Origin of the sequence: Klebsiella sp. M5al (genome assembly GCF_002090195.1) — a bacterium.
Classification (GTDB): Bacteria; Pseudomonadota; Gammaproteobacteria; order Enterobacterales; family Enterobacteriaceae; genus Klebsiella; species Klebsiella grimontii.
In genome coordinates, this window is record NZ_CP020657.1 from 1,180,207 (window position 1) to 1,204,701 (window position 24,495).

Annotated in this window: 19 protein-coding genes and 2 pseudogenes; 12 read left to right on the plus strand and 9 right to left on the minus strand. The window is 57.1% G+C overall.

Going from position 1 to position 24,495, the window contains the following annotated elements:
- Nucleotides 1–54: 54 nt before the first annotated feature.
- On the plus strand, nucleotides 55–306 hold the full coding sequence (locus tag BWI76_RS05625; protein WP_004133790.1) for a zinc ribbon domain-containing protein: 252 nt from the start codon (nucleotides 55–57) through the stop codon (nucleotides 304–306).
- Between the two features lie 40 nt (nucleotides 307–346).
- On the opposite strand, the gene foxA is transcribed toward BWI76_RS05625, so the two are convergent.
- From foxA to uxuA, 5 genes are all read right to left on the minus strand, one after another.
- Nucleotides 347–2,455 carry a ferrioxamine B receptor FoxA gene (foxA, locus tag BWI76_RS05630; RefSeq protein WP_098067474.1) on the minus strand — a complete coding sequence of 703 codons (2,109 nt, stop codon included), beginning with the start codon at nucleotides 2,453–2,455 and terminating at the stop codon, nucleotides 347–349.
- Nucleotides 2,456–2,576: 121 nt separating this feature from the next.
- On the minus strand, nucleotides 2,577–3,569 hold the full coding sequence (locus BWI76_RS05635) for a helix-turn-helix transcriptional regulator (protein ID WP_004132613.1): 993 nt from the start codon (nucleotides 3,567–3,569) through the stop codon (nucleotides 2,577–2,579).
- 154 nt (nucleotides 3,570–3,723) lie between these two features.
- Nucleotides 3,724–4,500: a Uxu operon transcriptional regulator gene (gene uxuR, locus BWI76_RS05640; RefSeq protein WP_004132612.1), complete on the minus strand. Its 777-nt coding sequence runs from the start codon at nucleotides 4,498–4,500 to the stop codon at nucleotides 3,724–3,726.
- 136 nt (nucleotides 4,501–4,636) lie between these two features.
- The gene (locus BWI76_RS05645) at nucleotides 4,637–6,112 is read right to left on the minus strand and encodes a fructuronate reductase (protein WP_004132611.1); all 1,476 of its coding nucleotides are present in this window, start codon (nucleotides 6,110–6,112) and stop codon (nucleotides 4,637–4,639) included.
- A 76-nt stretch (nucleotides 6,113–6,188) separates the two neighbouring features.
- Nucleotides 6,189–7,373: a mannonate dehydratase gene (gene uxuA, locus BWI76_RS05650; protein WP_004132609.1), complete on the minus strand. Its 1,185-nt coding sequence runs from the start codon at nucleotides 7,371–7,373 to the stop codon at nucleotides 6,189–6,191.
- Between the two features lie 583 nt (nucleotides 7,374–7,956).
- Here uxuA and BWI76_RS05655 point away from each other — a divergent pair.
- The 4 genes and pseudogenes from BWI76_RS05655 to BWI76_RS28405 all read left to right on the plus strand — a co-directional run bounded on the left by BWI76_RS05655 (nucleotide 7,957) and on the right by BWI76_RS28405 (nucleotide 10,422).
- Nucleotides 7,957–8,214 carry a YjhX family toxin gene (locus tag BWI76_RS05655; RefSeq protein WP_004132607.1) on the plus strand — a complete coding sequence of 86 codons (258 nt, stop codon included), beginning with the start codon at nucleotides 7,957–7,959 and terminating at the stop codon, nucleotides 8,212–8,214.
- Nucleotides 8,215–8,224: 10 nt separating this feature from the next.
- Nucleotides 8,225–8,776 carry a GNAT family N-acetyltransferase gene (locus BWI76_RS05660; protein ID WP_004132606.1) on the plus strand — a complete coding sequence of 184 codons (552 nt, stop codon included), beginning with the start codon at nucleotides 8,225–8,227 and terminating at the stop codon, nucleotides 8,774–8,776.
- Nucleotides 8,777–8,889: 113 nt separating this feature from the next.
- Nucleotides 8,890–9,315: pseudogene (locus BWI76_RS28400) on the plus strand (class I SAM-dependent methyltransferase); the annotation flags it as partial.
- A gap of 360 nt (nucleotides 9,316–9,675) precedes the next feature.
- Nucleotides 9,676–10,422, plus strand: coding sequence for an SAM-dependent methyltransferase (locus BWI76_RS28405; protein ID WP_004132597.1), 747 nt, complete (start codon nucleotides 9,676–9,678; stop codon nucleotides 10,420–10,422).
- A gap of 103 nt (nucleotides 10,423–10,525) precedes the next feature.
- Here BWI76_RS28405 and BWI76_RS05670 read toward each other — a convergent pair whose 3' ends face one another.
- On the minus strand, nucleotides 10,526–11,866 hold the full coding sequence (locus tag BWI76_RS05670; protein ID WP_049088521.1) for a carbohydrate porin: 1,341 nt from the start codon (nucleotides 11,864–11,866) through the stop codon (nucleotides 10,526–10,528).
- A 123-nt stretch (nucleotides 11,867–11,989) separates the two neighbouring features.
- Nucleotides 11,990–13,387: an MFS transporter gene (locus tag BWI76_RS05675; RefSeq protein WP_004132593.1), complete on the minus strand. Its 1,398-nt coding sequence runs from the start codon at nucleotides 13,385–13,387 to the stop codon at nucleotides 11,990–11,992.
- Between the two features lie 438 nt (nucleotides 13,388–13,825).
- On the opposite strand from BWI76_RS05675, the gene BWI76_RS05680 reads away from it, so the two are divergent.
- The 4 genes from BWI76_RS05680 (at nucleotide 13,826) to BWI76_RS05695 (ending at nucleotide 18,432) form a co-directional block, all read left to right on the plus strand.
- Nucleotides 13,826–14,857 carry a LacI family DNA-binding transcriptional regulator gene (locus tag BWI76_RS05680; RefSeq protein ID WP_049085676.1) on the plus strand — a complete coding sequence of 344 codons (1,032 nt, stop codon included), beginning with the start codon at nucleotides 13,826–13,828 and terminating at the stop codon, nucleotides 14,855–14,857.
- A 251-nt stretch (nucleotides 14,858–15,108) separates the two neighbouring features.
- Nucleotides 15,109–16,038: a dihydrodipicolinate synthase family protein gene (locus BWI76_RS05685; RefSeq protein WP_004129307.1), complete on the plus strand. Its 930-nt coding sequence runs from the start codon at nucleotides 15,109–15,111 to the stop codon at nucleotides 16,036–16,038.
- A gap of 143 nt (nucleotides 16,039–16,181) precedes the next feature.
- The gene (locus BWI76_RS05690; RefSeq protein WP_004132591.1) at nucleotides 16,182–17,030 is read left to right on the plus strand and encodes a fumarylacetoacetate hydrolase family protein; all 849 of its coding nucleotides are present in this window, start codon (nucleotides 16,182–16,184) and stop codon (nucleotides 17,028–17,030) included.
- Nucleotides 17,031–17,142: 112 nt separating this feature from the next.
- Nucleotides 17,143–18,432: an anaerobic C4-dicarboxylate transporter family protein gene (locus BWI76_RS05695; RefSeq protein ID WP_004132590.1), complete on the plus strand. Its 1,290-nt coding sequence runs from the start codon at nucleotides 17,143–17,145 to the stop codon at nucleotides 18,430–18,432.
- Nucleotides 18,433–18,597: 165 nt separating this feature from the next.
- Here the strand turns inward: BWI76_RS05695 and BWI76_RS05700 are convergent, their stop codons facing one another.
- Entirely contained in the window at nucleotides 18,598–19,083 is a 486-nt protein-coding gene (locus tag BWI76_RS05700; protein ID WP_004132589.1) for an NAD(P)-binding domain-containing protein, read from the minus strand.
- Nucleotides 19,084–19,187: 104 nt separating this feature from the next.
- Nucleotides 19,188–19,460, minus strand: a pseudogene (locus BWI76_RS28410) (TolC family protein); the annotation flags it as partial.
- A gap of 88 nt (nucleotides 19,461–19,548) precedes the next feature.
- On the opposite strand from BWI76_RS28410, the gene BWI76_RS05710 reads away from it, so the two are divergent.
- The 3 genes from BWI76_RS05710 (at nucleotide 19,549) to BWI76_RS05720 (ending at nucleotide 24,433) form a co-directional block, all read left to right on the plus strand.
- Complete coding sequence (locus BWI76_RS05710) at nucleotides 19,549–20,169, plus strand: TetR/AcrR family transcriptional regulator (protein ID WP_004132587.1); 621 nt, start codon at nucleotides 19,549–19,551, stop codon at nucleotides 20,167–20,169.
- 68 nt (nucleotides 20,170–20,237) lie between these two features.
- On the plus strand, nucleotides 20,238–21,347 hold the full coding sequence (locus BWI76_RS05715; RefSeq protein WP_004132586.1) for an efflux RND transporter periplasmic adaptor subunit: 1,110 nt from the start codon (nucleotides 20,238–20,240) through the stop codon (nucleotides 21,345–21,347).
- Nucleotides 21,344–24,433, plus strand: coding sequence for an efflux RND transporter permease subunit (locus tag BWI76_RS05720; protein WP_004132585.1), 3,090 nt, complete (start codon nucleotides 21,344–21,346; stop codon nucleotides 24,431–24,433). Before BWI76_RS05715 ends, BWI76_RS05720 begins: the two co-directional genes overlap by 4 nt.
- Nucleotides 24,434–24,495: the final 62 nt, after the last annotated feature.

Sequence of the window (24,495 nt, forward strand, 5' to 3'; positions counted from 1 at the left end):
TTGTGCAAAAAATGCGGTATTTTTTATGCTCAACTGGCAAGAAAGGAGCGCTCTATGTCACAGCAAGAAAGGTTTTGTCAGGCCTGTGGAATGCCGATGTCCGCCGAAGGTGCGAAAAGCGCAAGCGACGATTATTGCGCCTGGTGCTGCGATAGCGAGGGGAAGCTTAAGTCCTGGGAGGATGCCGTTTCCGGCCTGGCCGAGTACCTCGATTCCTGGCAGAAGGTCGGGCCCGTGGAATCACGCAAGCGGGCGATGCGTTATTTAACGGCCATGCCCGCGTGGGCCCATAAAGCGGAAGATTAACCGGCGGCCCGGAGCCAAAACTCCGGGCTTTTTAACGTTATCAGAACTTCCAGGAGACGCTGCCGACGATGCTGCGCTCCGCGCCAAAGTAGCAGTAGGAGAGCGAGTTACAGGCGGCAATGTAGCTCTTGTCGGTCAGGTTATTGACGTTCAGCTGGGCGCTGAGGCCTTTAATTCCCACCTTCGACAGGTCATAGCCAATCGCCATATCCACCAGCGTATAGGACGGCAGAGTGTGCGTATTCAGGCGATCGCTGGTAATGCCGTTGACGTAGCGCACGCCGGAACCGAGCGTCAGGCCATCCAGCGGACCGCTTTTCACATCGTAGCTCAGCCAGGCGCTGGCCTGATTGCGCGGCGCGTAGACGGCGCGCTTGCCTTGCTCTTCCGGGCTGCTTTTCTTATAGCGAATGTCGGTATAGGTATAGGCGGCCTGCAGGCGGAAGCTGTCCGTTAGCTGGCTGATCGCCTCCAGCTCCACCCCTTTCGACTCAATTTCGCCGATCGAACGATACGGATCGGTCGGTTCTTCTTTGGTGGCGATATTGGTCTGATTGATGCGGAATACCGAGGCGCTGAACTGGCTGTTCATTCCTTCCGGCTCATACTTCAGCCCGGCCTCCCACTGCTTGCCTTTCATCGGATCGAGCACGTTGCCGTTTTCATCGGCGAAGCTGGTGGGCGTAAAGGCGGTAGAGTAGCTGATGTACGGGGCAAACCCGTTGTCGAACAGATACAGCAGCGCGGCGCGGGTGCTGAAGTTGTTCTTATCCAGATCGCTGCGCGTTTGATTGAGCTTATCGATATTCGACACGCTGACCTGGTCGTAGCGCCCGCCGAGGGTGAAGCGCCAGCGCTCCCAGGACATCTGATCCTGCAGATAGTAGCCGGTCTGGCGCAGCTTGTGCTTCTCGCGGCTGTACATGGTGATGTAATCCGGCTTCGCGCCGTAGACCGGATTAAAGGCGTCGATAGCCGGGAATGCGCCATAGTAGCCGGTGGTGTCGTTGCTGCGGTCCTGATAGTCGATCCCCATCAGCAGGCGATGGTTGACGGCCCAGGTATCGACGCTGCCGTCGAGCTGGTTATCAAGGGTGATGGCGTTCATCTTTTCGTCCGAGCCGGAATAGCCGCGGTTCAGCTCGCTTTCGTTCAGCCAGCCCGCGGCATACACCTGATTCAGCTCAACTTTGGTATGCAGGTAGCGCAGCTTCTGCCGCACCGACCAGCCGTTATCAAACATATGCTCGAAGTTGTAGCCGACCATATTTTCGCGGCGATCGTACTTGTCGTAATCATCTTCGCCTTCGAAGAAGGTATTCGCGATTTTCTTGCCGTTGTGCGGCACCACGGTGCCTTCATAGGGGAGGCCCGAGTGGCTGCCGCCCTCCGGATCGCGATGTAGATAGGCCATTAAATCAAGTCGCGTCTGGTCGGTGATGCGCCAGGTCAGGCTGGGCATGATCGCGTAGCGCTGCTCTTTTAAGGTATCAAACTGCGAGTCCGCATAGCGGGTCATGCCGCTTAAGCGCGCCGCCACGCGATCGTTATCGTCCAGCGCCCCGGTGACGTCGAACGCCGCCCCGCGCTGGTTGTTATTCCCGGCAAACAGCTTGATTTCACCGCCGGGATCGAATGAGGGTTTACGCGAGGTGAGGGCGACGATGCCGCCGGGCGAAGAGCGGCCGTACAGCACCGAGGCCGGGCCGCGCACCACTTCGATATTTTCGAGGAACCACGGATCGACCACCAGCGAGCTGTGCGAGTTGGTATCGCCCATCATTTTCAGGCCGTCGAGATAGACGTTATCCAGGCTGCCGTCGGAGAAGCCGCGCAGGACGATATAGTCAAAGCGGTTGGAGGCGCCAATCTGGTTGCTGTAAACCCCGGGGGTATAGCTCACGGCCTGGCGGACGCTGATCGCGCCCTGTTCTTCAAACTGCTCGCGGGTGATAATGGACACCGACTGCGGCGTCTCAATATCCGGCGTGGCAATTTTGGTCGCGCCGCTCTGCATCTGCGAAGTGACCACGATGGTTTCGTTTTTAGTTGTTTCCTGGGCCAGCAGGGGGAAAGCGACGCCGCCGGTCACCCATCCCACCAGTAGCGCCAGGCGAGTTTTCGCAAACATGAACATCTCCAAAGGCATTTCTAATTGTTAATAAGAATTATTACCTTTTTGATGCTCTCTATAGCTATGCGCAATGCCAGGATACGTATGCGCGCTGCCAAAGCCGCTAACTATTTTTCGCAAAAAAGGGAAAAATGGATTAGCCCACCTTTTGCACATCGCAGGGCGAGATGCCGTAGCGCCGACGAAAAGCCGTAGAGAAGTTGGTGGCGTGCTGATAGCCCGACATCCAGGCCGCCTGCTGTACGCTATAACCCTCCAGCAGATAGCCTCTTGCCCGCGCCAGGCGGCAGTCGCGCAGGTAGTCGAAGACCGAGCAGCCGTATGTCTGGCGAAACTTGCTGCGCAAGCTGCTGGAGCTCATCGCCGCCCGCTGGGCCAGCTCATTGAGGCTATAGTCATTTTCCGGCGACTGCTCCAGCAGGCGGCGAACCCTCTCCAGCCGCTGCCGCTCGCCGCCCGCCGGGGCGACGTGCTTCGCGCTTTCGTCCTGGCATACGCTCAGCCCGTGACCGAACAGCTGAAGAATCAGCCCCTCCAGCATCAGCTGGCGGGAAACGCGGCCAGGCGAACTCTGCTGTGCGTACTGCAGCCCGCTCAGCAGAAACCCCGGTATCTGCCAGATAAGCGTTGGCGTCTGGCATCTTTCCCATTCGCGCATCAATGAATCGAGCAGGCCGTCGCGCCACGCGCCGTCCGGGTAGAGTCCGAGGGAGAGCGTACGTAGCCGGCTGTCGGCATCGTGGCGGGCGCGCATCGTCTGTTGTTCGCTAAGACGCGAAGTGAACGCCATCCCGGAACGGACGAGGTGCTGCTCCCCGTTGAGGGTCAGGGCGACACAGCCTTCCAGCACCACCAGCATATAGAGCGGGCTGCTGTGGCGGGAGGTGGTCTCATAGGGCTGCAACACCTGAACATCGGAATGGGTCACACACATTCCGCAGGGCAGCGTCATCTCTTCCACTTCTCCCCGCAGTACCGGGCTGGCGTGCGAGGGGGCCGGCGTTTGCCGCAGCAGCGGGAAGCGGTAGTCGATACCGTATCGTTCACCAAACGCCATAAACTCGCTGACGGAGAAAGTTTTTCTCGGCGCCTGGCGGGCGGGTTCGTCGTGCGTCGTTGTCTTGTTCATGCGGTTGTCGGCACCGGAAAGGGGGCGTCATCAGATAGGGTAACTTTACCATTGCGCGGGCAGAGCGACAATAAAATGAGAATCATTATCAATGATTGCGGCGCAGCGGCAAGGGGCGCGCGGACGGGCGATGTCCGCGCGTTTGCAGAAGGGGTCAGGCGTCCGCGTTGTCCAGCGGCCAGGAGTCAAACAGGTAGCCGTCGAAGTAAATATCGTCGACGTTGGAGAACTCCAGCAGGCGCCGTTTAACGTTTTCCAGATGCTGCCACATGGCGAGCTTGGCCGCCCGGGCGTCTTTTTTGATTAAGGCGGCGAGGATCCGTTTATGATCCACCAGCCAGTCCTGGCGGTAGTGGGTATCGCCGAGATGGCGGTGCAGCTGGATCCACATGGGATTATTCTCCCGCCACTGCCATGACTGGCGGAACAGCTCTACCAGCATACTGTTATGGGTCGCTTCGGCGATGGCGAGGTGAAACTGCATATCGCCGCTTTCGGAGCCGCCCGGCGCGCTGCTGGCCAGCTCGCGCTCTTCAAGCTGTAAGGCCTGGCGCATTTTGATGATATCTTCCCGGGTCGCCTGCAGGGCGGCAAACTCGGCGATATTGCTTTCCAGCAGTTGGCGGGCCTGCAGCAGTTCAAACGGACCGGCATCATTGCAGTGGTTCATGTCCGCGCTCTCCGCCGCGCCTTCTCCGGCGGCGTTATCGAGCACGTAGATCCCGGCGCCGCGGCGCACTTCGACCAGCCCTTTAATTTCCAGCATGATCAGCGCTTCACGAACCACGGTACGGGTGACGTCCAGCATCTCGGCGATCTCGCGCTCCGGCGGTAAGCGATCGCCGGGGCGATAGGGCGTCTTGACGATCAGGTCGCGGATCAACGCGCCGACTTCCTGATAGGGTCTGTGCTGAGAAGTTTGTGATTTCATGATGTTATGTTGTGAGATGCGATAGCCCGGTGGCTGACTATAGCATTTGGCTGGAGGGTTAGCATCTCTCTCGGCTGGGGATACTCAAAACGGGTCAACCAAATTATGCTTCAGTTGACCCGTAACAGGAGGGCGATTACAGGCTGGCCCTGACTGCCGCAACGGACTCGCGGGCGCCGCGTTTGCGCAGCTGTTGGTACGCCTGGGTTACCGCATTGACAAATTCGCTATTGTCCGGCAGATCGTGGGCAAAAATTCCGCTTATGGCCAGCAGCGCCGGGACGCGTTCCGCTTCCTGATAACGCTGGTTGATCTGTTGGAATTCCGCCTGTAGCGGGTCGACGACATCAATCGGTTGCCCCTGTTCATCGATCCCCAGGGTGTAGCGCATCCAGCCCGCCACGCCGAGCGCCAGGTGACGCCAGTCGCTGCCATTTTGCAAATGCAGACGGATGGGATCCAGCAGACGCTGCGGCAGCTTCTGGCTACCGTCCATGGCGATCTGCCAGGTGCGATGACGCAGGGACGGGTTGCTGAATCGGGCGATCAGCAGCGTGGCGTAAGCCTGTAGATCGGTACCTTCCGGCATCGACAGCGTCGGCGCCTGCTCCTGCATCATCAGGGCCAAAGCCGCTTTGCGGTAGGCCGGGTTGGTCATGGTATCGGCGATGGTTTCATAGCCGCCGAGATAGCCCAGATACGCGAGGAAAGAGTGGCTGCCGTTGAGCATTCGCAGCTTCATCATTTCAAACGGCACCACGTCTTCAACAAACTGCGCGCCGACTTTGTCCCACGCCGGGCGGCCGTTGACGAAGCTATCTTCAATCACCCACTGGCGGAACGGTTCGCAGGCGATGGCGCACGGATCGTAGACGCCAAGCTGGTCGGCAATCTCCTGCAGGGTTTCGGGCGTCGCCGCGGGCACGATGCGATCAACCATGGTGCACGGGAAGGTAGCATGGGCTTCAATCCACGCCGCCAGCTGCGGGTCGCGCGCCTGGGCCAGGCCAAGCACCGCCACTTTCGCCACGTGGCCATTCTCGCGAACGTTATCGCAGGACATCACCGTAAAGGCGTTTAGCCCCTCTTCGCGGCGCAGGCGCAGCGCTTCGACGATATAGCCTATGGCGGATTTCGGCGTCGCCGGGTTAGCGAGGTCGTGTTGAATCAGCGGATTATTCAGATCGAGCTGACCGCTGGCCGCATCGGTGCAGTAGCCTTTTTCCGTTACCGTCAGAGAGACGATGGCCGTGTGCGGGCGCGTCATGGCGCGCAGTATGCCCTCGCAGCCGTCGATTTCCGGATGCAGCGCCTCTTTCATTGAACCGATGATTTTCAGCTCGGTGCTGTCAGCGCCCTTCTCCGCCACGGTATAAAGCAGCTGCTGATTTTTCAGATTCTCAATCAGGACGCGGTCGTTGCCCGGCATCAGGTTGACTTCGCAGATGCCCCAGTCGCTATCGCTGGTTTCCAGCAGATGATGGGTGTAAAGCGCCTGATGCGCGCGGTGAAACGCGCCGCAGCCCAGGTGAACGATGCGGGATTCCAGGCGAGAACGATCCCACGCAGGGCGTGTAACCGGCAGGTTGCTGTCGGCAAGGGTGGCAGTCATAGCAAACTCCAGGGTGGGCCGCAACGGGCGACCGAAGGGATAAAGGCGGGGCGCTGTCGGCCCCGCCAGTCAGGAATTAGCGGCTAAAAAAAGCGCGCTGAATCGCCAGCTCGACGCCGCGGACCTCAGCCAGCCCTTTCAGGCGGCCAATCGCGGAATAGCCGGGGTTGGTTTTCTTTTTCAGGTCGTCGAGCATCTGGTGGCCGTGGTCAGGACGCATCGGAATAAGATCCTCTTTGCCTTCCGCTTTACGGCGGTGCTCTTCTTCGACAATCGCTTTCACCACTTCGTACATGTCCACGTCGCCGTGCAGATGCGCGGCTTCGTGGAAGGTTTTCGGGTTCTCTTCACGCAGCGTAGATCGCAGGTGGGTGAAGTAAATGCGCGGCCCAAACTGTTTAATCATATCAACCAGATCGTTGTCGGCGCGGACCCCGTAGGAGCCGGTGCACATGGTAAAGCCGTTCGCCATGCTGTTTACCGTGTCGACCATCCACTGCATATCTTCAATGGTCGAGACGATGCGCGGCAGGCCGAGAATCGGGCGCGGCGGATCGTCCGGGTGCACCGCCATACGCACGCCAGCCTCTTCGGCGACGGGAATAATCGCTTTCATGAAGACAGCGAAATTCTCGCGCAGGGCGGCTTTATCGATATCTTTGTAGGTAGCCAGATGCTGGCGGAACTGGTCGAGGGTATAACCCTCTTCCGCGCCCGGCAGACCGGCGATAATGTTGCGGGTCAGGCGCGCTTTATCTTCATCGCTCATGGCGGCGAAACGCTGATTCGCCTGGGCGACCTCTTCGGCGGTGTAGTCCGCTTCCGCGCCCGGACGCTTGAGGATATGCAGCTCAAAGGCGGCGAATTCAATCTGATCGAAGCGCAGGGCTTTGGAGCCATCCGGCAGGACGTACTCAAGGTCGGTACGGGTCCAGTCGAGGACCGGCATAAAGTTGTAGCACACGGTGCGAATACCGCACTGGGCCAGATTGCGCAGGCTCTGCTGATAGTTAGCGATCCACTGCGCGTAGTTGCCGGTATGGGTTTTGATCTCTTCGTGAATCGGTACGCTTTCGACCACCGACCATACCAGGCCGGCTTCTTCCACGATGGCTTTACGCTTGAGGATCTCGTCAACCGTCCACACTTCGCCGTTCGGGATATGGTGCAGGGCGGTAACCACTCCGGTCGCGCCCGCCTGACGGACGTCAGCTAAAGTGACCGGATCGTTAGGGCCATACCAGCGCCATGTCTGTTCCATGCTTAACCTCTTCACGTTGTTGACCTGCTTCAGGCCGCTGCTTTGATGGGAGCGTCGGTTCCGGTCAACCATCGTAACGGAGGAGAAACCAGACGATATGGCGTATAAATTCCTCCAATTGGTCGAACAAGTCAACCATGAAAGGTAAATTGGTAAACCAAAATGTGATGGAGATTCGCTAATGGCATAAGTGAAAGGCTCAACATCATTTCAGACCTGCTGAGTAGCGTCTGTAGATTCTGCTGACGCTCAGGAGAGCGTAGGGCCCTGTGCGTCACGTCTTGATAAATGGTTAACCAATAGCGTCAACATGTCGACCATAAGCGCCAGAAAGCGTGCGGACTCGCCGTAGATCACACTTTTTGACTATAACGATTTCCATATAAAAACTGCGTGTTATCATTTCGCTGATAAATACCTTTTCAACTCTCACCGAGGCTTTGATGCTGGAGAATGTCATCATTAGATAATCAGCTTCCCGACCTTTTCAGGCCGGACTGGTTATCGCTGCGCTTAAACCTTACGCGAACACCTGCGGGTGTTGGCTCGTTTTTACGCATGATGATGAACAGGTTTCTTCAGTATGAATCTATCCCGTCAGGAACAACGTACCTTACACGTTCTCGCTAAAGGTGGCCGGATCGCGCACGTTCGCGATGCATCAGGCCGCGTCACTTCTGTTGAATGCTACAGCCGCGAAGGGCTCCTGCTCAGCGACTGCACGCTCGCCGTTTTCAAAAAACTCAAAACCAAAAAGCTGATTAAGTCCGTCAACGGACAGCCCTATCGCATCAATACCACCGGGCTGAATAATGTCCGCGCACAGCTGGATAATCGCTAAGGAGCCTCTGATGACAAACCACAGCTTCACTTTTCATGTCGCCTCTGAAGGCGATACCAATGACATTCTCCATGTCGAAACCCGGGCTTTCGGCTACAGCAAAGAGGCCAGGCTGGTGGCCGATTTGCTCAACGATGAGAGCGCCTGCCCGACGTTATCGCTGCTGGCCAGGCATAACGGAAAGGCGGTTGGGCATATTTTATTCACCCGGGCGACGTTCAAAGGGGAGCCGGACTCGCCGATGATGCACATCCTTGCTCCCCTTGCGGTGGTGCCGGAATACCAGGGCGCGGGCGTTGGCGGAGGGCTTATCCGTCACGGCATTGAGCAGTTGAAAGCCATGGGAAGCCAGACGGTATTTGTTCTGGGCCACGCCACTTACTACCCCAGGCATGGGTTTGAGCCATGCGCGGGAGATAAAGGCTATCCGGCGCCTTATCCCATTCCCGAGGCGCTCAAAGCCTGCTGGATGCTGCAGCCGCTTTCATCTCAGCCGCTGGGACGAACGGGTCAAATACAGTGCGCCCGGGCGTTAATGAAACCCGAGCACTGGCGCGAGTAATCAATAAGGAAATGATGATGACTATTGGCACGATTATTACAGGTTCCAGGCATATCGTGTTGTCATCCCGGGAGCGCAAAATCCCCTGGGATGACCCGGCGTTTAGCCAGCGTATGCTAGAGAACCATCTGTCGCAGGAGCACGACTGGGCCAGCCGCAGGCGGGCGGTTATCGAACAACAGGTGGCGTGGATTGCCGGACAGCTGCCCGCCGGCGCCCGCATTCTCGACCTCGGCTGCGGGCCGGGTCTTTACACGCGCCTGCTGGCCGAGCGCGGCTTCTGCTGTACGGGCGTGGATTTTTCACCGGCGTCGATCGCCTGGGCCCGCCAGCAGGCTCAGGCGGCCGGGCTTGATATTGCCTATCACCAGCAGGACGTTCGCGACTACGCGCCGGAAACACCGTTTGATTTCATCATGATGACCTTCGGTGAACTGAATGTGTTCAGCGCGGCTGAGGCCCGTTCGCTGGTCAACCGCTGCGCGCAGTGGCTGGTTCCGTGGGGAAAGCTGCTCATCGAGGTTCATACCTATGCCGAAGTTAAACGTCAGGGAATGGCCGAGCCCGGCTGGCAGCGCTGTCCGCAGGGGCTGTTTCTGGATGTTCCGCACCTGCTGCTGACCGAGCACGCCTGGGATCCGGCGGCGCAAACCAGCTCCACGCTGTTTATGGCGATTGAAGAGAGCGGCAAGGTGACGCGCTTCGGCAGCCAGATGACCGCATGGCGCGATGACGCTTATCTCGACCTGCTGCGTACGGCGGGTTTGACCACCATTACCCGCCCGGATGAGGCGGAATGGCCGGTCAGCGAAACCTTTGCCGGCAAGCTGTACGCGCTGCTGGCCGAAAAAAACGTTCCCGATTCTCTTTGTGCAACACCCATAAAAGGAATTCAACCATTGGATATCCCACGTATTTTCACCATTAGTGAAAGCGCTCACCGCATCCATAACCCATTTACGCCGGAAAAATACGCCGCCCTTGGCCGCGTGCTGCGGATGAAGGCCGGAACCCGCCTACTCGACCTCGGCAGCGGTTCCGGGGAGATGCTCTGTACCTGGGCGCGCGATCACGGCATCCGCGGTATCGGCGTTGATATGAGCGCGCTGTTCAGCCAGCAGGCTCAGCGGCGGGCAGAAGAGCTCGGCGTTGCCGACAGCGTAACCTTTATTCATCAGGATGCTGCCGGGTACGTCGCCGAGGAAAAATGCGACATCGCCGCCTGCATTGGTGCGACCTGGATCGGTGGCGGCGTCGCCGGGACTATCGCGCTGCTGAGCAAAAGCCTCAAACCCGGCGGTATGCTGCTGATTGGCGAACCGTACTGGCGCAAGATTCCGGCAACGGAAGAGATAGCACAGGCCTGTGGCGCCTCTTCGCTCGCCGACTTTCTGACGCTTCCCGACCTGGTCTCCTCTTACGATGCGCTTGGCTATGACCTCGTCGAAATGGTGCTGGCGGACCAGGAAGGTTGGGACCGCTACGAAGCGGCGAAATGGCTCACCCTGCGCCGTTGGTTAGAGGAAAACCCCGATGATGACTTTGCGTCAGAAGTCAGGGCGGAGCTGACGATGGCGCCAAAACGCCATGTCACCTGGACGCGTGAGTATTTTGGCTGGGGTGTGTTTGCGTTAATCAAGCGGTAGTTGAAATACCCGGCATAGCCGCAAGGCTATGCCGGGGTCAGGGGGATTCAGAACCGCAGGAAAGGGCACCTTGGGTCAGGCCTGACGGCGGCAGCCCGTGTTATCAGAATTTCACGGTCACCTGATTGCCGATCACCCACGCGTTTTTAATCTCCTCGCTTCCTCCCGGGTGGGCCAGCAGCTGCAGGTTAGGGCGCACGGTCAGCCAGGGCGTAACGCGGAAGCTATAATGCAGCTCTGCGGCGTACTCGGCTTTGCGAACCGGGACATACAGGGGATTATCGTAATCCTCGATCCCCCGCATCTGGTTCAGGAGCTGCGCCCGACGGGCGACTCTGTCGTTGGCGTGCATTTTACTGACGCCGAAGCTGATAAAGTCCTGCGGACGACTGGCGAAAGGACCTTTATAAATGGCGCCTGCCTGCATCTGATAGTCCATTGTCGCCGTATCTTTATCGTTCATTGCCAGATGCGCGAAAAGGTTAAGGCCATTTTGTTGATGGCTGCTCGAGTGGGTAATTTGCTGGCTGATATAGAGATAACCTCCGTAGCGGCCGTCGTGTCGCCGGGCGGCCTGGTGCGTGAGGACATAGGGGTCGCCATTGTCATCATCCAGCACATCGTTGGCCTCCGCCGTGTTATACCAGCCCCCGAGTTTCCAGATGCCGGGGAGTTTTGCCGCGCCGAGGGTGGGTGAGTATCCCAGCTCAAAAAGGTACATGTACCCCAGATGCCCGGTTCCATCGAGCTCGAAGCTTCCGTGGCGGGTGGCGTAGTTAGGATTGTACTGAAACGCCCCGGCCTGGACGTATAGCGCTGGGGTAGGGCTGTATTTGACGCGGCCACCCCACTGGCCTATAGGGGTGTTATACCAGACGCCGCTGCCGTGTCCGGCTAAAGAACCGCACAGCGACAGGTTTTGAAAAAAGCAGCCGTTATTATCAAAATCCTCTCCTGGCGGCATCAGTCCCACCTTGATATCCAGCTTCTTCTCCCACCCGCTTTTTTTGAACCAAAACTGCGTCGCGTGCCATGTTTGCCCCCGCCCGTAGTTACTCTGGACACCGGAGCCTATTACCGGCGCGCGCGGATCCTGTAGCCGATCCTGAGTCAGATCTCGTCCGTTACGATTATTCACCGACGCTTTAAATTCACCGTCGCGAATACCTAAAATCTTTTCCAGGTCCATATCTACGCCGAGAATATACTGGTCGCTGTAGCGCAGGGTTTTATCGCGATCGTAACCGCCGGAAATATTCGTGGCCGTCATCGCGCTATATTCCAGCGTAAAATCATAGCCATGCTGACGCAGATCCGTCCGCACGCCTCCCCACTCTCCGGTCATATTTTTTGCTGTTGGAGAAAAAAGCGTATCGTTGGCCAGAGCCAGTAAAGGATAGAGAAATGCCAGCAGCATCATGCCGCTTTTAATGAGTGTGTTCATGTTTTTCACCGCCCGTTGATGAGCCAGGTCTATGAAGTGTTCCCGATAGGGCGCAGCTGAATCAGCCGACTACGCCGACCTCCTGTCAGAGGTGGCTCCGCGAATCCCGGAGCCACAGGCCGTCTATGGCGACAGCTCTTCTAACGATTTCCCTTTGGTTTCAATGGCAAAAATCCACGTAATCAAGCCGCCAATCAGCGCGATGACCGCGAAAGTGACAAACACAAAACGGATCCCGAAGCCGCTGACGATAAACCCGACCATTAATGGGCCAATGGATGACCCCGCGCGTAGCCATGCGCTGGAGTACGCGGTGCCAATGGCGCGTAGCCGGGTGGGATAAAGCTCAGCCGCATAGAGATAAAGCGAGAAGGCGATGGTCTGAAGAATGGCGTAGGTCATGCTTCCCAGAATCAGAATTTCAACGGCGGATTTTGCGCCCAGAACAGAAAGCGCAATCAGCGGAACGACGGCCAGTAAAAAGGCCCATGTGTACCAGCGCTTGCGCCCGACGCGGTCGATCAGCAAGGCGCAGATCACCGAAGCGACGACGCCGCAGGAGGAGGTGATCCAGCCGTAGGCCAGGCTGGTATCGAGGGAGAGGTTAAACCAGGTTTTGTAAAGGGTCGGGAACCAGGTGATCATTCCGTTGTTGACGCTGTAAACCGTCAGCCACAGCCCCCACAGCATAAAGGTGCGGGATTTATAAATACCGCCGAAGAGGGCCTTAACCCCTTCCGGAGCCGCTTTTTGCACCGCGGGGGCTTTTATTTCAGGTTCGGGCAACGTCATCCCACGCCTGATCACCTCAGATTCCAGCGTCGATACGACGTTGTCCGCTTCCTTCAGCCGACCTTTTGCAGCCAACCAGCGCGGTGATTCAGGCATCAGCCAGCGCAGTGGAACGGTCAGCGCTGAGGGAACTAAGCCAATTAAAAACATGACCTTCCATCCATAGATAGGCACAAGAAAATACCCGACCAGGCCCGCAAACATCATGCCGATAGGGAAAATCACCTCATACAACAAAAAGAAACGCCCGCGCTTCTTTGCTCCGACAAATTCGTTGATATAGGCGCTGGCAACGGGAACCTCCGCACCGATACCCACCCCCTGTAAAAAGCGAATAATCAGAATTGACCAGCCGTTCCAGGCAAAAAGGCACGCCGCATCCATCAGAACGAACATGATGATGGTGATACGTAATACGCCGATACGGCCTATTTTTTCCGCCAGCGAACCAAAAAACAGCGCGCCGCACAGCTGGCCCACGTAGCTGGCCGCAATAATAAGACCGACAAACGTCGGCGTAAGGCCCCACTCCTGGGTGAGCTGGGGAAGCGCAAAAGCGATAGCAATAATGGTATAGGCATCGAAAAACGTCGATAAGCCGACGATAACGCGGATCGCCTTCAGCCGCCGGGTGATGGGCAGACGTTCCAGTCTTGCCAGCAGCGCGTCCGGTGTTGACGCCGTTCCGCTGGCAACGGCGTAATCTGAAGCAATGGCCTGAGTTGACATAGTATTACCCTGTTAAACGTTGTCTGGGGCATACACGTAAGGTTCTGAATAACAACAGGGCAACGGACCCTTATCCAAAGACGTGCTGCATATAATGCTCTCTGAATTCGTTTGTGGTAACGTTACTGCAATCGATTTCACTTTCAGTTAATCCTTTGCTGGATTCACCGCTAAGTCAATTGCGCCTGTTGTATAATTGTCGAGCAGTTCACAATCTGAAAAAACTAACCGGTAAAAAAACGAAGCGGTGAACGCAGGGCAAAGTGAATAAAAAGGGTCAATGAACGACCTGCCGGGCGCACCCAGGCAAAGTGAAGCACCATTCCTTTTGTCCGGGCGAGGTTTGACGTAAGATCCTTTAACCCCACGGTTTGCACGATGGTATCCGTTGAACGGGCAACACGGATTTTTACCCGCATTGATGAGTTGGAGCAGCAGATGGATCAAGAAAGTGAACTGAACGATTTGCCGGAAAAAAAGCTGGCGACAATGCGGGATGTTGCTCGCGCCGCGGGCGTTAGCGTCTCGACCGTTTCACGGGTACTCGATGAAAGATTACCCACCTCGCGCAGCGCCTCGGCAGATAAAATTCGCCAGGTTGCCCGAGAGCTGGGCTACCGTCGGGACTATGTTGCTTCCAGCCTGCGGCGCGGCGATACCGGGACGCTTGGCGTCCTGGTTCCCAGGCTAACCGATGCCGTCACCGCCATGCTTTTCGAAGAGATAGCCCGGGCCGCGGCCAGACGAGGGTATTTCGCGATTGTAGCGACCTGCGGGGATAGCAAGGAGCAGGAGAAAAACGCCGTTGAGTCGCTGCTGGATCGCCGCGTGGATGGGCTGATCATGTCCACCTGCCGGCTGGACGATCCGTTGCCGCAAGCCCTGCGTGAACGGGATGTTCCCCACGTACTGGCGCTGCGTACCGACGGTTTTAGCCCCTCATCGGTAGGCGACGATGAGCTTGGCGGCTATCTGGCAACCCGGCACCTGATCGATTTAGGTCACCGCGATATTGGCCTGATTGGCGGCCCTGATTTTGCCTCCAACGCGCGCAACCGGCGTAAGGGCTTTGAGCGGGCAATGCAGGAAGCCGGGCTCAGGATCGAAGCGGACTGGTGCTGCCATTCAGATTTTAACATCGCCTCGGGAGAGCAGCAGGGAATGAAAATTCTCAGCCAGCCTCACCGCCCAAGCGCGCTGTTTGCCGTCAATGACGAACTGGCGATTGGCGTCCTGGCGGCCGCGCACCAGCAGGGCCTGGTGATTGGCGAAGATCTCTCGCTGGTGGGATACAACGATATTCCGCTGGTGAGCAGACTGCCCGTGGCGCTGACTTCGGTCAGAACGCCGCTGGAGCATATCGCCAGCAATGCGGTTGATATGTTATTGAATCCAGAGATAAATAATAATATGCGGATTACCACGCCTTCCCTTATTCCCCGTAAGTCTACCGCGTCTCCACGTAAATAATCCGCCTGCGATCCTCCCCGGCTTTCCTGGAGAAAGCGGGGAGGGTTGAATTTTGTATAACGGATCTCATCCCGGATGCAGATTGCTGTTTAGTTTGTGATCTGCGTTGCATTTTTAACCAACACGGCGTTGACGGTTTTATTTTTGAGGTTCAATGTCAATTACGTGAAAACGATTGCAGAAACGATTTCACTTTCGTTTCAAATCATCGCTTAACCGCAAACAAATGCTTACTCATCAAGGGGATATTTATGATTAACATCGATCTGAGAGGTTTAACTCCGGCTCCGGTTACGCCATTCACTCGCGATGGACGCGTAGACTATGATGCCATTCAGCGCCTCGGTAACTGGCTCGGCAGCATCGACGGCGTGAAAGGTCTGGTGGTTCTGGGACACGCGGGGGAAGGGACTTTTCTGACCCAGGAAGAGCAGGCGAATGTGATCCGCGCATTTGTGAAGTCGGTGGATGATAAGCTTCCTATCATTGCCGGTATCACCGGGGAAGGGACCGAAGTGGCTGCGCTGGAGGCGAAGCGCGCCGTTGCCGCCGGGGCATCCGCAGGTTTGCTCTATCCTTCTCACGGTTGGCTGCGTTTTGGCTATCAGGATGGCGCCCCCCAGGATCGCTACCGCGTGGTGTATGAAGAAAGCGGCCTGCCGCTGATTCTTTTCCAGTATCCGGATGTCACTAAAGCCACCTACAACCTGAAAACCCTGCTGGATATCTCCGCGCAGCCGGGCGTATTTGCCATGAAAAATGGCGTACGTAATATGCGCCGCTGGGATACTGAAATTCCGGTGATTCGTCGCGAGCGTCCGGATCTGCAAATCTTAAGCTGCCACGATGAGTATCTGCTGCATACCGCGTTTGATGTGGATGGTTTCCTGGTCGGCTACGGTAATATCGCACCTGAGCCGTTAATTGAAATGATTAAGGCGGGTAAAGCGGGCGATTACGTTAAAGCGCGTCAGCTGCACGATCGACTGCTGCCGGTGACCAAAAGCGTCTACCACCGCGGTTCTCACATGGAAGGTACCGTGGCCCTTAAGCATGCGTTGGTTGCGCGAGGGATCCTTGAACATGCCACCGTTCGCTCTCCGCTGCTGCCGCTCGAGAATGGGGCTGAAAAAGAGATCCACGACGCCATGCGCGCCGCCGAGCTGGGCCGCGTCCGTTAATTCATTCTGAATCAGTTGTGAATCCGCAATGCAGAAATCGGCCTTACTGTATTGCGGATAATCGGTTACTTCGCCCCGGTATTATTTCATTCTCTTCATCATCACGTCGGGGCTTTCACCTCTGTCTCTACCCAAGGTGATTTATGAAACTATTAAGCTTTCGCGTTAATGATAAAAATAAATATGGTCTGGCGACCGCCGATGGCGTCATCGATCTGCAGGCGCTATTCCCTCAATATGGCAGTCTGCTTGAATTTCTGCCGCACCTTCATCTGCTTGATACTCTACCGCCGTCCGCGAAGAAAACGCATTATTCCTTCAACGAGATCGCTTTCCTGCCGGTCATTACTGAACCGAAAAAAATCATCTGCGCTGGCGTGAATTATCGCGATAAAAACGTTGTGGGTAACGAGAAGCCCGCGAATCCTGTGCTATTCATCCGCTTTGCGGATTCGCAGACCGGGCATCTGGCGCCACTCCTCAAGCCGGAACGTAGCAATGAGTTTGACTATGAAGGCGAAATGGCGCTGGTGATCGGCCGTGGAGGGCGCAATATCCCTGAGCAGGAGGCGCTGCAGTATGTTGCCGGCTACAGCTGCTATATGGATGGCTCGGTGCGCGACTGGCAGCATACCTGCTTTACCGGCGGGAAAAACTGGCCAGCAACGGGCGGCTTCGGCCCCTGGCTGGTGACGGCGGATGATATCCCCGACCCGCAAAATCTGAATATTACCACCCGGCTCAATGGCCAGACGGTGCAGCAGGATAATACGGGCAGCATGTTGTATTCAATTGCCGAACTCATTGCGTATATCAGCACCTTCAGCGCGCTCTCTCCGGGAGATGTCATTCTGACCGGCACGCCCGGAGGCATCGGAAAAAAACGTACGCCGCCGCTCTTTATGCAGCCCGGGGACAAGGTGGAAGTTGAGATTGAGCAGATCGGATGCCTGATTCACACCGTGTGCAGCGATGCCGCTGTATCGCGATAAATTGTCGTTCACCGGCAGGTTACATCCAAAGATATGGTGAGCGCGCGTTTGCCCGGCGGCCATGTCATCTTGCGAAGGGTTAATGCCGGACAGGGAGCCGTGGAGGCAATATATGATATTGGTCCAGTTTCTGGTGGTGCTGCTGTTTCTGTACATCGGCATGCGGGTTGGGGGGATCGGCGTGGGGTTTGCCGGCGGCGCCGGCGTGATTGTCCTCAGCGCGCTCGGCGCGACGCCGGGCGATATGCCGATGCTGGTTATCGTGTTTATCATGGTGGTGATCGTGGCGATTGCCGCCATGCAGGAGGCCGGCGGTATTGAATATCTTGTTGACCTCACCGAGCGCCTGCTGCGCCGCTATCCGCGACTGTTAGTCATCACCGCGCCGCTTTCCACATGGCTATTAACTATGATGGCCAGCACCGGGCAGGTCTCCTTTGCCTGTATGCCGGTTATTGTCGGCGTGGCGAAAGAGAACAATATAAAACCCACCCGCGCGCTTGCCCTCTCCGTCAGCGCGTCTTTGCTGGGTATTGTGGCGTCGCCCATTTCCGCGGCGGTGATTTTCTTCTCGGGGATACTGGAAAAAGGGCATAACGGCTGGGGCTATATTGAGCTCATCGCGGTATCAATACCGTCCACCTTTCTTGCGCTGCTGGTCACCTCCTTTTTTTACCTGTTCTGGGACAGAATCCGCCAGCAGGATCGGCTCTGTGACAATCCGGTTCAGGTTAAGGCACGGACTGAGCGGGCTATCCCGCCCTATGCCGGTCGTTCGGTGCTGATCTTTATCGTTGGGCTGGTTGCGGTTCTGGCCTATGCGATTGTCACCAGTCCAAAATTAGGGCTGATTGCCCATCCGGTCATGAGCAGCGGGCAGGCGCGGGTAGGGGTGATGATGGGCGTTGCGCTGCTGATTGTGGTGTGCTGCCGGGTTAACGTCCACAAGGTCCCGTCCGGCTCGGTGTTTAAAACCGGGATGACCTCCTGTATCTGTATCCTTGGCGTCGCCTGGCTGGGTTCCACCTTTATGGACAGCAATCAACAGTGGCTGCAAAGCACGGTCTCGTCACATTTATTGGATTCGCCCATTATGTTGGCGCTCATTATTATGGCGGCATCATGTTTCTTGTATTCGCAGGCGGCTTCAACAAAAATTTTATTCCCTGCCGCGCTGAGCATGGGCGTTGCTCCCGCTATTTTGGTCGCCTGCTTTCCGGCTACGGCTTCTCTTTTTATTTTGCCAAATTACCCGACGTTACTGGCAGCGGTAGAGCTGGACGATACCGGCTCCACCAAACTGGGGCGACATATTATCGATCATCCTTTTCTGCTGCCTGGCCTGGCATCGGTGCTGCTTTCTATTCTCTTCGCCGCGGGGCTGGCTTTTTTGATTCGGTGAATCACGCCAATCCGGCCTGCGATAGGTTGGGGAGCAGGCCGGTGATTATCTCTAAAACATGGCGAAAATTGTCACGTTTATTCGAGGGGGCAGATGAGCCGTTTTCAGGGAGTTATCATTCCCGTGCTGGTCAGAATTGTTGTAAAACCAAATAGAAATCACCGCTCAGACAGGGCCTTCGGTTGTTGAATCAAAATCCGATTCGTCGGCCGCCACTAAGAGCGGCCCTAACGAAGCAAACAGGCGCTGAATTTCTTCATCCGCTGCGGTGAGGATGACTGCGGATTGATTTATTCCATCACTATATGCCAGGCGTAATCTGACGCAGTTTGCAGGCTGGAATATCTCAAGTAGGGTTCGGGACTGAATACCTGGTACAAGCGAAATCAGGGTGTGTGAATCGCGTAACCGCACACCGCGCGCGAGTTCATTTAAAGTATCAGGGTTAACGCTAATAATAATGACATCCGCTTCATCAATGACCGCCTGGTGATTGTCCAGGGTCCAGCAGGGAAATTTCCTTGCCAGCCTTTGAGCCCGTTCGCTGTTTGCCGGGGACAGAAACACCTGGGCGCCCGTTTCCGCCTGAAAGAATCCTGCGATCAGTTTTTCGCTTAACGCATCCACGCCCAGAACGCCTATTCTTTTCATTCGTCCCCCGGTTACGTGCATGAGAGGCGGCGAGATGACGCTCCGCCACGATAATATCCGGTCTCCGGCGAAGCAGGTCGGCCGGCATCCCCACAGAGGCGATCTGCGCGGGCCTGGGCCATCCGCGCGGTTGCCTGAGCAAGATCCAGATTCTGCGCGAGTGCGTCAGACACCAATGAACTCAACATCGGGTTGTTAAACCCTTCCCACCACACATCAAAACTGGCGATCCGCGAGGCGCTTCTTTGCTGGACGGCAGGCTGAGAGTGATAGTGCTTCAAAAGCGGTGCATCGGGACGATGATAATCCGGCCCGACGGCACAGCCCGCCAGTAAGCCAGCCGTTACGGCCAGGACAAGAGTACGCAGGAGAAACATGATGTGCCTTGAGTCAACTTTGATTTGTGACTATATTACCAAATGGTCACAAGTTGTCAATCGAGGCCTTCTGGGCTAAGCTGGAAAAATGACAAAATACACAAATGCACACTCCTCACGGGGACCGTCGGACCATTGCGTCCGCGATCGGATTGTGGAAGCCGCTACGGAGCACTTCGGGTATTTCGGCTACGAGAAGACCACCGTGTCAGATCTGGCGAAAACGATTGGTTTTTCAAAAGCCTATATATACAAATTTTTCGATTCAAAACAGGCGATTGGAGAAGTCATTTGTGCTAACAGGCTGGCGAAAATCTCTGAGGTCGTCAATGACGCGATTGCCGATGCGCCTACCGCCTCCGAAAAACTGAGGCGGTTATTGAACGCGCTGATCGAAGCCGGTAACGAGCTGTTCTTTCACGATCGCAAGCTTTATGACATTGCTGCCGTTGCCTCCCGGGAGCGCTGGCCTTCCGCCGCCGTCTATCAGCAGCAGCTGCGTCAGTTAATACAGCACATCATTCAGGAAGGTCGGCAGGCGGGGGAGTTTGAACGCAAAACCCCGCTGGACGAGACCGCTGATGCCATCTGTCTGGTCATGCAGCCTTATATTTGCCCGTTACAGCTGCAATTTAACCTCGATACCGCACCCACTGCGGCCGTCCTGCTCTCCTCATTAATACTCAGAAGTTTAGCAATCCAAAAGTGACCATTGACTTAATTGGTCACATGAAAGAGTATGGTTCAACTGTCCTGTCAAAATGTTTAAGGAACTCCATGCTCAGGCTCAAATCAGCCCCTCTTGCCGTTTGCCTGCTGCCGTTTGCCCTCGCGGCCTGCGGTGACGTTTCCGGCACAGACGATCCCCGCACTCAGCCTCCTTTGGTCAGGTCTGCGACCGTAGTGAGTGCGATGGATGCCTCCCGCGCGTTTACCGGCGTTGTTGTCGCCCGCGTTCAAAGCGATCTCGGTTTCAGAGTGCAGGGCAAAATTCTTGAACGTCTGGTCGATACCGGTCAGAACGTCAAGCGCGGCCAGCCGTTGATGCGTCTGGATCCCGTGGACCTCGGCCTGCAGGCGCAGGCTCAGCAACAGGCTGTCGCGGCCGCACGGGCCCGCGCAAAACAAGCTGCGGCGGATGAGGCGCGTTACCGCGGTCTGGTCGCGGCAGGGGCGGTGTCGGCATCGGCCTACGACCAGATTAAGGCGGCCGCCGATACGGCCAAAGCTGAACTCAATGCGGCTCAGGCCCAGGCGAATGTGGCGCAAAACGCCACGGGCTACACGGTGCTGCTGGCCGACGCCGACGGCGTGGTTATGGAGACTCTGGCTGAACCCGGTCAGGTGGTTAGCGCCGGTCAGCCGGTGGTTCGTCTGGCCAGAGCGGGCCAGCGTGAGGCCAGCGTGCAGTTACCCGAAACGTTACGTCCGGCTCCCGCAAGCGAGGCCGAGGCCATGTTGTACGGCACCGGTAAACAGACGGTCCCGGCGAAACTGCGTCTCCTTTCCGATGCGGCCGATCCGGTCACCCGCACCTTCGAGGCGAGATATGTGCTTGAAGGGGCGCTGGCGAATGCGCCGCTGGGATCCACCGTGACGCTGCACATTGCAGACGGTAAATTACCGAACCAGGTGATGCAGGTGCCATTAGCCTCCCTCTACGATCCGGGCAAAGGGCCGGGCGTCTGGCAGATTTCAGGTCAGCCAGCCAAAGTGACGTGGCGGTCCGTTCAGGTGCTGGGATTGAGTGATGATGCGGCGCAGGTATCCGGTAATCTCCAGCCTGGCGAGAAGGTGGTCGCGCTCGGGGCGCATCTGCTGCATGACGGTGAGGCCGTACGCATGGCTGTACAGAACGATGCCAGCGTCGCCGGGAGTCGGCCATGAGCGACGGCAAATTCAATCTTTCAGCGCTGGCCGTTCGCGAGCGTTCCATCACGCTGTTCCTCATTATCCTGATTACCGTGGCCGGGGTTCTGTCGTTTTTCGAACTGGGGCGCGCGGAAGACCCGCCGTTTACCGTCAAGCAGATGACGATTATTTCTGCCTGGCCGGGCGCTACCGCGCAGGAGATGCAGGATCAGGTTGCTGAACCGCTTGAAAAGCGGATGCAGGAGCTCAAGTGGTATGACCGTAGTGAAACCTACACCCGTCCCGGTCTGGCTTATACCATGCTGTCACTGCAGGACAGCACGCCGCCTTCACAGGTGCAGGAAGAGTTCTATCAGGCGCGCAAGAAGCTCGGCGATGAGGCCAAAAACCTGCCGGCAGGCGTTATCGGACCGATGTTCAATGACGAATTTTCCGACGTCACCTTCGCGCTCTTTGCGCTGAAGGCGAAAGGAGAGCCACAGCGGCTGCTGGTTCGCGATGCGGAATCGCTGCGTCAGCGTCTTCTGCACGTGCCGGGGGTGAAGAAGGTCAATATTATCGGCGAACAGGCCGAACGCATCTTTGTTTCGTTCTCGCATGACCGGCTGGCCACGCTGGGCGTTTCCCCTCAGGATATTTTCTCCGCCCTTAACAGCCAGAACGTCCTGACGCCCGCTGGATCGATTGACACTAAAGGACCGCAGGTCTTTATTCGCCTGGATGGCGCTTTTGACAAACTGGAGAAAATCCGCGAAACCCCCATTGTTGTCCAGGGCCGGACCCTGCAGCTATCGGACGTGGCGACCGTTGAGCGGGGCTACGAAGATCCGGCAACCTTCCAGAACCGCAACCAGGGGGAAACGGCGCTGCTGCTGGGCATCGTGATGCGGGACGGCTGGAACGGGCTGGATCTGGGTAAGGCGCTGGATGCGGAAACGGCCAAAATTAATGCGGGTATGCCGCTCGGCATGACCCTGACCAAGGTCACCGACCAGTCGGTCAACATTAGCTCCGCCGTTGACGAGTTTATGATCAAGTTCTTTGTCGCGCTGCTGGTGGTGATGGTGGTCTGTTTCGTCAGCATGGGGTGGCGCGTGGGCGTAGTGGTCGCCGCTGCCGTACCGTTAACGCTGGCGATTGTCTTCGTGGTGATGGAAGCTTCCGGTAAAAACTTTGACCGTATCACCCTGGGCTCGCTGATCCTGGCGCTCGGGCTGCTGGTCGATGATGCCATCATCGCCATCGAAATGATGGTGGTGAAAATGGAAGAGGGCTACGACCGCATCAAAGCCTCCGCCTATGCCTGGAGCCACACCGCCGCCCCGATGCTCGCCGGTACGCTGGTCACCGCCGTTGGTTTCATGCCTAACGGTTTTGCCCAGTCCACCGCCGGCGAATATACCAGCAACATGTTCTGGATCGTCGGTATCGCCCTTATTGCCTCCTGGATTGTCGCGGTGGTGTTTACGCCTTATCTGGGCGTGAAGATGCTGCCCGATATCAAAAAGGTAGAGGGGGGACACGCAGCGATTTACAACACCCGTCATTACAACCGTTTTCGCCGGTTGCTGGCCTGGGTTATCGCGCGCAAGTGGATCGTAGCGGGTACCGTGATTGCCGTCTTTACGGTCGCGATACTCGGCATGGGGCTGGTGAAAAAACAATTTTTCCCCACCTCCGACCGTCCTGAGGTGCTGGTTGAAGTGCAGATGCCCTATGGCACCGCTATCGAGCAGACCAATGCCACCGCGGCGAAAATCGAAGCCTGGCTGAGAAAGCAGAAAGAGGCAAAAATCGTCACCTCCTACATCGGGCAGGGGGCGCCGCGTTTCTTTCTGGCCATGGCCCCCGAGCTGCCTGACCCGTCATTTGCGAAAATAGTCGTGCTGACGGACAACCCGGAAGCCCGCGAGGCGCTTAAGTTCAGACTGCGTGAAGCGGTGGCCGGTGGACTGACGCCCGAGGCGCGCGTGCGCGTGACCCAGCTGGTGTTTGGACCCTATTCACCCTATCCGGTGGCTTATCGCGTCATGGGGCCTGACCCTACCACGCTGCGCGAAATCGCAGATAAGGTCGAAAAAGTGATGCAGGCCAGTCCAATGATGAGAACCGTCAACACCGATTGGGGGCCGCGAGTACCGGCGCTGCACTTCACGCTCAATCAGGATCGCCTGCAGGCGGTGGGGCTGACCTCGAATGCGGCCGCGCAGCAGCTTCAGTTCCTGCTTTCAGGGATTCCGATCACCTCGGTACGGGAAGATATCCGTTCGGTACAGGTCATGGGACGCGCGGCGGGGGATATCCGGCTTGACCCGGCAAAAATTGCCGGCTTTACCCTGGTGGGGGCTGCCGGGCAGCGCATTCCGCTGTCTCAGATTGGCGAGATTGAGGTGCAAATGGAAGAGCCGGTTATGCGCCGTCGCGATCGTATTCCGACCATAACTGTCAGGGGAGATATAGCCGAAAATCTGCAGCCGCCGGATGTTTCTACCGCCATCACGAAGGCGCTGCAGCCGGTCATCGATACGCTGCCGGACGGATACCGCATCGAGCAGGCGGGTTCGATCGAAGAGTCCGGGAAAGCCACCAAAGCGATGGTGCCGCTGTTCCCTATCATGATTGCCATGACGCTGTTGATTATCATCCTGCAGGTGCGGTCGATGGCGGCGATGGTGATGGTCTTCCTCACCGCGCCGCTGGGGCTGATTGGGGTGGTGCCAACGCTGCTGCTCTTCAACCAGCCTTTTGGCATCAATACCCTCGTCGGGCTGATTGCGCTGTCCGGCATTCTGATGCGCAACACCCTGATCCTGATAGGCCAGATCCATCACAACGAGCAGGAGGGGCTGGCACCCTTCCATGCGGTGGTGGAGGCAACGGTGCAGCGGGCTAGACCGGTATTGCTGACGGCGATGGCGGCCATACTGGCGTTTATCCCGCTGACGCACTCGGTGTTCTGGGGGACGCTGGCCTACACGCTGATTGGCGGGACGTTTGGCGGCACCATTATCACGCTGGTGTTCCTGCCCGCCATGTATGCCATCTGGTTCAAAATACGTCCTGATACGCAGAAACCTGCGGAACCGCAGGCTGCAGTTTGACCGTGATGCACTAAAGAAAGGGTCGCCAGACGACGTTCCGGCGGCCCTGAAAATATCGACCC